4 protein-coding genes are annotated in these 9,493 nt (G+C 61.8%); 1 reads left to right on the top strand and 3 read right to left on the bottom strand.

Going from position 1 to position 9,493, the window contains the following annotated elements; all coding sequences use genetic code 11:
* The 3 genes from A3730_RS15260 to A3730_RS15270 form a co-directional block, all read right to left on the bottom strand.
* A partial coding sequence (locus A3730_RS15260; protein WP_156501218.1) for a molybdopterin-dependent oxidoreductase occupies positions 1–283 on the bottom strand: 283 nt, incomplete at its 3' end.
* A 134-nt stretch (positions 284–417) separates the two neighbouring features.
* A complete protein-coding gene (gene pbpC / locus A3730_RS15265) occupies positions 418–2,742 on the bottom strand; it encodes a penicillin-binding protein 1C (RefSeq protein WP_063538363.1) in 2,325 nt (774 codons plus the stop codon).
* A 225-nt stretch (positions 2,743–2,967) separates the two neighbouring features.
* On the bottom strand, positions 2,968–8,502 hold the full coding sequence (locus tag A3730_RS15270; protein WP_231883968.1) for an alpha-2-macroglobulin: 5,535 nt from the start codon (positions 8,500–8,502) through the stop codon (positions 2,968–2,970).
* A gap of 188 nt (positions 8,503–8,690) precedes the next feature.
* On the opposite strand from A3730_RS15270, the gene A3730_RS15275 reads away from it, so the two are divergent.
* A partial coding sequence (locus A3730_RS15275; protein WP_063538365.1) for a DUF3080 family protein occupies positions 8,691–9,493 on the top strand: 803 nt, incomplete at its 3' end.

Here is a 9,493-nt window from a genome sequence, read left to right on the forward strand (position 1 = left end):
CATGCTCCTGTTGTATCGCGTGGAGTCGCTGGGCGGTTTCCTCCAGGGCCTCATCCCAACTGATCGGCACCCAGCCATCGGCGGTACGTTTCACCGGGTGGCGCAGGCGGTCCGGGTCGTTGTGCAGATCCTGCAGGGCCACCGCCTTGGGGCAAATATGACCACGGCTGAACGGGTCGGCCTTGTCCCCGCGAATGGCTTGTATGTCATCGCCGCAGTGCTCTATCTCGATACCGCACATGGCTTCGCAAAGATTGCAGGTGTGATAGTGCAGGTGCTTCATCCTTGGCCCCGTTCGTTGCGTTGAGAGTCCTTGTTTATCAGATTCACGGCAAGAAGGCGCGGTGGATGTGCGGTTTTACGGCGCGCAAAGGATTGGCCGGCGTAATTGCGTGTAGCATGCCTGCGTGAAGCATCTCACTTACCCAGCACTTTGAAGCGCTGCTTTAACCGAAAGCCCTGATCATCCACCAGTGTCAGGGTATGCCAGCCGGGCTCGGCGGTGAGTGCCCATTCGTGGAAATGCCGGGTCTCGCCCAGATAAGCAGCATCCAGATGCCAGTACAGCCTGGCGTCAGCCCGTTGATGAACGGCACGAAATACCGCCCGCCCCAAGCGGCCATTCAGTTCCACCGGAATATAAATGGCCGTGCCCGCATGGGGATAGATCAACGCCATGGGCGGCTCGCTGTTCATGGCCCTGGCGCCGGCCAGACAATCATCCCGCCAGGCGGGCAAGGGCCGGTAGTGCGGGTGGCGGCGCTGGTAGAACCAGGCCTGCCCTGGCGGCAGCACAAACCAGTCCTGGTGGCGCATGTCGCTGACCGGCTCACACTGGCTATGCACCCGCTGGCCGTTGCTATCCAGATGCACGCGCACATGGTACGGCGTCACGGTTTCAAAATGGCTGTGCAGCGGCGCCAGCCGCTCCACCGTGGGACAACGGCCCCCGGCCAGGTAGCCATCGTCGCTGCACACGTGCACGGTTTTCAGGTCGGCCAACGGCGGCTCCGGCCAACGGGCCGGCCCCAGCAGGCTAAATACATCCAGCATCAGCGGCGCAGCGGTGGCGGCGCCGCCCAGCGTGGGTGCCGGTTCGCCATTGCCGTTGCCCGCCCAGACCCCCACGGTATAGCGCCCGTTACTGCCGATGGCCCAGGCATCGCGCAGGCCATAGCTGGTACCGGTTTTCCAGGCAATGGGCTGGCTGGAGCTGAACAGCCGCCATTGCCGTGCAGTGCCGGGCCGGGCCACGTCCCGCAGGGCATCCAGTGTTAACCAGGCGGCACCGGGGCTGAGCACCGGCACGCCGGGCTGGCGGTCGGCCATGGCGGATTGCAGCACCGCCACCGGGTAGGGCGGGGCCTGCAGGGCGCTGGCAAACAGGCGGGCGTAAATGCCGGTGAGTTCGCTAAGCGTGCCTTCCGCCCCGCCCAGCACCAACGTTAAGCCGTAATCTTCCGCGCTGCGAAACAGAGTGCCCATGCCCATGCGTTGCAACTGGCTGTGAAAGCGGCCCAGCCCGTATTCACGCAACATGCGTACGGCGGGAATGTTCAGCGACTGGCTGAGCGCCTGGTGAGCAGGGACCGCCCCCCGGTAGGCGTGGTCGAAATTTTCCGGGCTGAAGCCACCGTAGTTGGTGGGCAGATCCGGCACCAGGGTATCGGGCAGCAGCAAGCCGTCATCAAGCATGAGTCCGTACAACAAGGGCTTGAGAACACTGCCGGTGGAACGCGGGGCGCTGGCGATATCCACGGCGGCGCCATACTCATGGGCATCGCCGTGGGTGATGTTGCCCACATAGGCGCGAGTGGCCAAATCAATGTGATCGATCACCACCACCGCCACGTTATGCACCCCCTCCCCCGCTAACCGCTGCCCATGCTGGCGCGCCAGTTCGCGCACGCGGTGCTGCAGGTCCGCATCCAGGGTGGTGTGAAACAGGTGCTGCGGGCTGCTGGCACGGAGGGAGGTAAGCAAGTGGTCGGCACTGCCGGGGAGCGGTCTGGGGGCATCGGGCAAGGGCTCCAGCAAGGCCAGCTTCAGGTCCGTCGTCGACAGGTCGCCCTGGCTGTGCAGAGCGTTCAGCAAAGTGTTGCGTTTGGCCAGCAACCGCTCCCGGTTCCGCCCGGGGTGAATCAGCGAGGGGGCATTGGGCAGCACCGCCAGCAGCGCCGCTTCCGCCCAGCTGAGCGCCGCCGGTTCACGGCCAAAATAGCGCCAGGCGGCGGCCCGCAATCCAACGATGTTGCCGCCAAAAGGAGCCCGGCTGGCGTACTCGATCAGTAGCTCATCCTTGCTGAAATGCCACTCCATCTGCAGGGCCAGCACCGCTTCGCGGGCCTTTTCCGATAGGGTTCTGGGCGGATCATCCCGTAACAACCGGGCCAGCTGCATGGTGAGTGTGGAGCCGCCACTGACCACCCGCCCGGCGCGGGCATTAAGCCAGGCCGCACGGGCAATGGCCAATGGGTCGACACCAGGGTGGGCGAAGAAGCGTTTGTCTTCGTAGCTCAGCAAGGCACGGCGATATTTGTCCGGCAGAGTTTCCACCGGCACAAAGCGCCATTGTTCATCTGCCGCGATACGGGCCCCGAGAAGGCGGTCATTACGATCCAGCATCAGGGTGGCATAAGGGGTGTTCGTGAGCCGCTCCGGCAGCGGCCAGAACTGCAAAACCGCCACCACCGACACACCGATAATGAGCAGAAGCAGAATAATACGGCGCCAGAATGTCATCGTTGGTAGGTGCCCATTGCAATATCGGTTGTGGGGCCAGTCGCCGACGCCCTTCATGATGCAAGCATCATTTCCCACAGCGAATGCTTCACACTGGCTATTTCAGATCATCTAAAGATGATCCACCACCAGCATGCCCTCCTGTGGGAAGCGATGCTTGCATCGCGAACAAAGGCCGGCTGGGTGGAAATCAGCGTAGTCGATCTCCGCCAAACCGAACAAACCCTACTCCCGCTTCACCTCGATCCATTGCCCTTTGCTGCGGGCCTGGCGGGTGCCGTCGTACATGGCTTCCACGTTCCAGGCGGGCAGGTAAAAGCGGCCGGCAAAGGACGCATTGAGGGCCACGCGCACGGTGAGGCTGTGCTTGTTGCCCGGCTTCAGGTCGAAGTAATGCATGACACGATCGTCGCGCAGATCCTGGTACGTGACGCGCTCCTGCTCGTCGGCGCTGCCATCCAGCCGGCTGCTGGTAATCTGCCAGCCGGACGGCAGGATCTGGGTCAGCGCCAGGTTCTCCAGGGCGCGGTTACCGGTGTTGGTCACGGTGACTTCGGCAACAAAATCCTGCCCCTGGGGCAAACTGGCCGGGTTTACAGGTTTGCCGTCAGCAAGGAAACGGGTAGCCAGGCTAAGCCCCTCACTGCTGGCCTGCTCATTACCCGGCAGCGGTGTTCCGGTATTGCTGAGGGTGACAAACAGTTTGCGCTCGCTATCGTTACGAACACTGAAGGCTTGCGCAGATTCGCTATCGGTCAGTGCCTGGCGGTAAACCGGCGAGGTGGCCGCGATGTCCTGCCAGTCCTGCTTGCCTTCACTCAGCGCAAATTGATAGCCCTTCTCATCACTCTGACCCCCCGCATAGCGGGCCATGGCCATCAGCGACCAGGCGGTGGTCTGGGTGCTGTACCAGTGATCGGCAGAAAGCTGGCTGGCGATGTCCTGCGCCAGGGTCCAGGCCGCGGCGGTATCATCACGGGCATCGGCCACGGTGAGGCGGATAGCCTGATCACGCAGCAAGGAACCATAGGTGTAACTGGCGCCGTCGTATTCCAGATCGGCAGCAGCGTTGGCGGTAAGCTCCGCCGCCACATCGGCCAGGCCCATTTGCAGGTAGGCGGCCGCCAGCAACCAGCGGCCACTGTGATAACTGGCACTGCGTGAGTAATCCGGCTTGGCCATTTGCAGCCGCTCGCGCAGCCGGTTCATGGCCCCCACCTGCGGTTTGCCGGCCAGGGCCAGGGTGTACTGGCGATAGGCTTCAGCGCTCCACTGCCAGGGCCGGTCGCCCAGGCTCTGGCTACGACGAACCTGATAGGCCGCCCAGTTATCCAGCATGGCAGCCGGCACCGCGTAGCCAAGCCGTTTGGCTTCCAGCAGGAAGTGGCCCGCATAGCTGGTGCCCCAATCACTGGCATTGGCCAGGCCGGGCCAGTAGCTGAAACCGCCATCGGCCAGCTGGAAACGTTGCAGGCGTTCAATGCCGGCGGTGACGTTGTCCTGGACCTCCTGCTTTTGCTGCTCGTCCAGTTGCAGTAGTTGATTCAGGTACAGCTGCGGCAACACCGATGAGGTGGTCTGCTCGATGCAGCCATGCGGGTAGCGCAGCAGGTAGTCCAGACGGCGCTCCAGGCCCATGGCGGGCAAGGCACTGACCACCACGGTGCTGCTGTTGGTGCCGGCCATGCCATGGGGCTGCGACTCCAGCGCCCAGATTTCACCGGGCGCCAGCACTTTCCGGGTATCGCGGGTGGTGGGCGGGTTAGCCGCACGCACTGGCAGATGCACGGTTTCCGAAGCGCGATGTTTGCCGCCTTTGGCGGTGACGGTGATGTCACCGGTACCCACCTGCTGTTTGGCAGTGATTTTCAGCATGGCAATCTGATCGGACGGGCCAGTGAAGGTCAGCGTGGCCTTGCCCTGCTCCACCTCGAACAGGTCTTCATCGGCGTCCACGGTCAGGGTGACTTTTTTCAGGCTGTCGTCGGTGACAAACACGGTAACCGGCAGCGACACGCTTTCCCCCGGCCCCAGCACCCGTGGCAAGGTGCTCAGCACCGTCAGCGGCTGGGTGACGGTAATGTCCTGTTCGGCCTTGCCATAGGCGCCGTTGTCACCGGCCACCACCATGGCCCGCACCTGGCCCATGTACGGCGGCAAGGTAATCTCGTGATTGGCGGTTTCATTGGCCTCCAGGGTGAACGGCCCCAGGAACTTCACCACCGGCGGGAAACGGCGACGCTGCTTTTCCCGGCCATCGTCGGCCCCGTCGGAGCCGCCCAGTGCCAGCAGTTGATCCAGTTCTGCCCCGTAGGCGCCCACTACCATGTCGAACAGATCCCAGGTCAGCACCCCCAGGGCTTCGCGGCGATAGAAGCTGTCGTGGGGATCCGGGGTCTGGTAGTTGGTCAGGCCAAGCAAGCCTTCATCCACCAGCGCCAGGGTGTAGGTCATCGATTTGCCCTGCTGTTCACTGACCTTCACGGTAAAGGTGTCTTCCGGTTTCACCTTGTCCGGGGCGCTCACTTGCGGGGCAAGACGGGTATTCGGGTCATCCACCAACAGCGGCACCAGGCCATAGAGCCGAATGGGCCGGTCGTTGTTGCGGCCGCTGTGCGGCTGTAGCAACGCCACATGCACGTACACATTAGGCGCCATGTTGGCGGTGATGGGGATATCCAAGGTTTGCGCTTCACCGTTGGCGGGCAGCCAGTAATGATCCAGTACCCGTGAGCCGGTTTCCAGGCTCACCAGCAGGCGGCCCTTGGCGACAGCGGGTAATTGAATATGGGCCGTGTCGCCAACGGCGTAACGGTCCTGGTCTGCGGACAGGGACAGCCGTGTGGCTGCATCCTGGCTGCCACTGGCTTGCTCCCAGCTCCAGCCCAGGTACACGGTTTGTGCGGTGCAGTGGTCGCTTTGCCGGTCACAAATGCGAATCAGATGGCGACCCCAATCGTAGTCTTCGCCGTTCAGATTCCACTGGGCGCGGCCTTCTGCGTCGGTGGTGATCTGTGCATCGGCTACGCGTTTGGTGTTGGGGTCACTAATGTAGTTGCTCAGGTCATCCCCGGCCCGGTCCCACCACCAGCGCCAATCAATCTGGTAGACACTGATATCCAGCGGCCGGCTGGCGTCGGGCTTGCCGTCGCTGTCCAGGCTGATCAGGTCGATGGCGTGCAGCCCTTCTCGGGACAGTGCCCCGCCCCAGCCGCTGCCTTCGGGAATGCGCATGCCCACCCAGTGCTTGAACGGGTACACCGGCACGCTGCGAATCTGGGTACTGTAGTCGCCGCTGTTTTCAAACACGCGGGTGGTCAGGGTGGCGCGCAGCATGCCCGGGGTCTGTTTCACATTCACCGTGAGCGGCACGGTGGCGTTACCCTGCCCGTCCACGTTGCCATCGAAGGCGGTGAACGGCTCACTGCTGAGCTTTCGGGTGGGGTCATCGAAGTGATAAGCGTCGTAGCCGTCGAAACGGGTGGTGCGCGCGCTCACCCGCACTTTCATGTCGGCCTTCAAATTGGCGGCGGTGGCACCGTTGAGCCACTGGGTAAATAACCCAATGTCGGTGGTTTGGTTGGTGTAGAGCGTTTCCGGCAGATCCAGCTCGATTTTCAGCCGGTTGGGCTTGATCGCTTCCACCCGAATCGGGGTATCAAAATAACGCTGACCCAGCCGGGCCACCGCACGCCAGTTCCCGGTGGGCGCGTCCTCTTCTGTGTGTAGTGTGAAGGCATAAAAATCGCCCACCGGCTTGTCCAGGGTATAGCTCTTCACCTTGTTACCACGGGGATCAAACCAGTCCAGCATCAGTGGGTGGCCGTCGGGGATGGTGTTGTCCTGGTCTTCCAGAATAAAGGTCAGGTGAATGTCATCACCGGGGCGCCACACGTCCCGCTCGCCGTAGAAGAAGCCTTTCAGTCCATCGCGTACTTGCTGGCCACCGGTGTTGAACTGGTTGGTGGGCAGGGCCCGGTTGCGGGCCAGTTTCAGGTAGCCGTTGTCCCGGTCCTTGACCGCTTCCAGGTAATACGCGGATCCGTCCAGTGAGAGGCTGGCCATGCCCTCGGCATCGGTAAGCCCCATGCCGACCTGCTGCAGCTGGTAGTTATAGGCCTTGAGCACCACGTCTTCGGCGGGGGTGTTGCTGTCCAGCTCGGTGGCCACCACCAGCAGGGTATCGTTCTGGCCGCGTTTGGCGATCAGACCCAGGTTGGAGGCCAGGAAAGCGCGGGTACTGCTGGCCAGGTCGTTGTACTGGTAGTAACTGTCGGAGCAGGGATTGTCTTTTTCGTACCAGCTCAGGTAGCCCGCATCCGCATAATAATTCTGATAAACATCAGAACGATCCTCATCCTGCCCAGGGCCTTCGTAGCTGTCCGGCAAGGTGGTTTTTTTCTTCAGGGCACCATCGGGGCAACTGTAGCTGATATCGTCGCCGTCGATGATCAGGGAGAGATGCACCAGACCATTGGGATGCTTGGCCATCAGCTCGGTAAGGTCCAGCTGGTAGCGTTGCCAGCCATCACTATTACCCGGCAGGGTCAGGGTTTTCTGCCACAGGTAGCGGCCGCTGCGTGAATCCATGTCGGCTTCATTCAGTTCGCTGCCTTGCAGATACCGGCCGATGTTGTCATCGAATACCCGGAACGCCTGCACTTTCACCGAGTGCACGCCCACCGCTTCAAACGGTACGCTGAGTTGTTTGCCATCGGGCAGGATGGTGCCGTCGCCGACAAAACGCACCCCTGGCTTGCTGGTCATCAGGGTAACGGTTTTTTCCAGCTTGTCCGTCAGACGACCCTGGCTGGCGGAGCGCAGGCTGCCGTCAATCACCAGCTTCACATCGTCTTCCAGCTCATCCTGCGGATAAATGCGCAGGGTGCTGCCATCCACTTCCACGCGGGGCGCCTTGCCATTCAACGTGACCAGCCCTTTCAGGTTCTGGGTCGCTTTCAGGGCCTCGGAAAAATTCACCTGGACGTGGGGTTTGGGATAACTGACCGCCCGCACATTGGTTACCGCGAAGTTTTTCAGTGCCGGCACCGTGTAGTGACGGTTGCCCTGGTTGTTCACGCCAAGGGGCGCCGCATCCCAGCGCAGTGATACATCACTGGCCTGCTGTTCGCGCACAATCCCGCTCACCGAAAAATCATGGCGCAGGCCGGCACTGTCATGCTGCCAGTTAATCGTCAGGGTCTTGTCGTTCTGGCGGGCATCCAGTACCGCCTCTACGTGAGCCTGGTCCGACAGATCGCGAGTCTCCAGACTGCCGCGCAGTACCATTTCGCCGCCATCGTCCGTGGGCAACAGGGACTCCACCGTCAGGCTCAGCTGCTGACGCAGCACCTGCAGGGAGAACTCAGCGGGACTCAAGGCGTCATCCACATTGCCCAGCCCCTGGGCGTACAGCACCAGGGTCAACGACTCCCCGCCGGGTAACGGCTCGGCGGGGCGAATTTCCAGCCGGTCTTCGGCGGTAAACACCGCCGTGACAGCCCGCTCCGGCAATAGCCGCGCGACCCCGGATTGAGGTTTGTCGAGTTGATCAGGAGTCACCACCGGGTGATTAAAGCGCACAACCAGTGGCGCCCGGGCACTGATGGTACCGGCCGGCAGGGCTGCCAGATGGGTTTGCCAGCGATCATCCAGAGGGGATACCTTCTGGTCAGCGTCGTTTTTCTCTGCGGCAACGCTGTTGCCCTCCTCGTTGCGGCTGGCATCACCCGCATCATCACAGGCTGCGATCAACAGCACAGTCCACAACATCAAGAGACGAAAAAACGACAAACCCCGACTTGGCATGAGACTCTTCCACGGCAAAATGATTAACGTGGGCAACATACCACAGACATGGGACAGGCGTGCGGCAACAATCACCATTCCATGCTCAATCTGGCGGCAAGAGCGACGCACGCCATAAACCCGTTTCAAGGAAGAATCCGGTGATAAAAACAAAAAACGGAGTCCTGATAATCATCACTATTGCCCTGATGATTTTCACTCTCTGGTGGCTGATACCCGGCAACAGCGATGACGCCCGCTGGGAGGATTATCTGTCACGGCTGGCTCGATTGTCAGGGCAAGCGGTTCCGGAACGGGCCCCGCTACCGGTGCTGGTCTATCCGGGTAACCGGGAACTGCAGCAACCGATTCCGGAGCAGCGGGTCAATCTGCTTGAGTACCTGGAGCTGCGCCACTGCAACCTGATGACGTTGATCAGCGAGCGCAATAGCATATTGGGCAAGTTGCAAGCCGACTCCCTGCGTTTAAAACATGAAGTCACCTTTATCCGGCGTGCTCGCCTGTGTCTGGCAAACGGCAAGCTGGATAATGCCGAGCTGATCGCTCTGCTGGAACAGGTGGTAGCGGAGAAGCAGGCAGCACTACCGGCCCTCTACTGGAACGCACTGGTCGCCAGTGAGGAATTCCGCCAGTTTTTCAGCCAGTCCCCATCCGCGCTGGCCGGAGACAGCCAGGCCGCTCTGCTGAGCTTGACGCAACTGGCCCAGTCGCCTGTTGAGAACGAGGCCATGCCAAGCCCGGAGCAACTGTTCGGGCTGGAAGCCCGGCTACAGCAAATCGCCCACAGCCAGGTGGGCGGGCAGTTGCTGCGGCGGCTGGCACTGGCTCTGCGAGAGCTGGAGCGCGGCAATGCCTTGCTCGAAAGCATTGATCCGGTAGCGCTCTGCCCCAAAGGACGGCCCACGCCGCGGGCCCGAAAACTGCGCAATGTGCTGGACAATAT

It is taken from the genome of Alcanivorax sp. HI0044 (assembly GCF_001634945.1).

Bases quoted from the DNA above. Each gene is read 5' to 3' on its own strand.
- pbpC (WP_063538363.1), bottom strand. From the start codon at position 2,742: ATGACATTCTGGCGCCGTATTATTCTGCTTCTGCTCATTATCGGTGTG.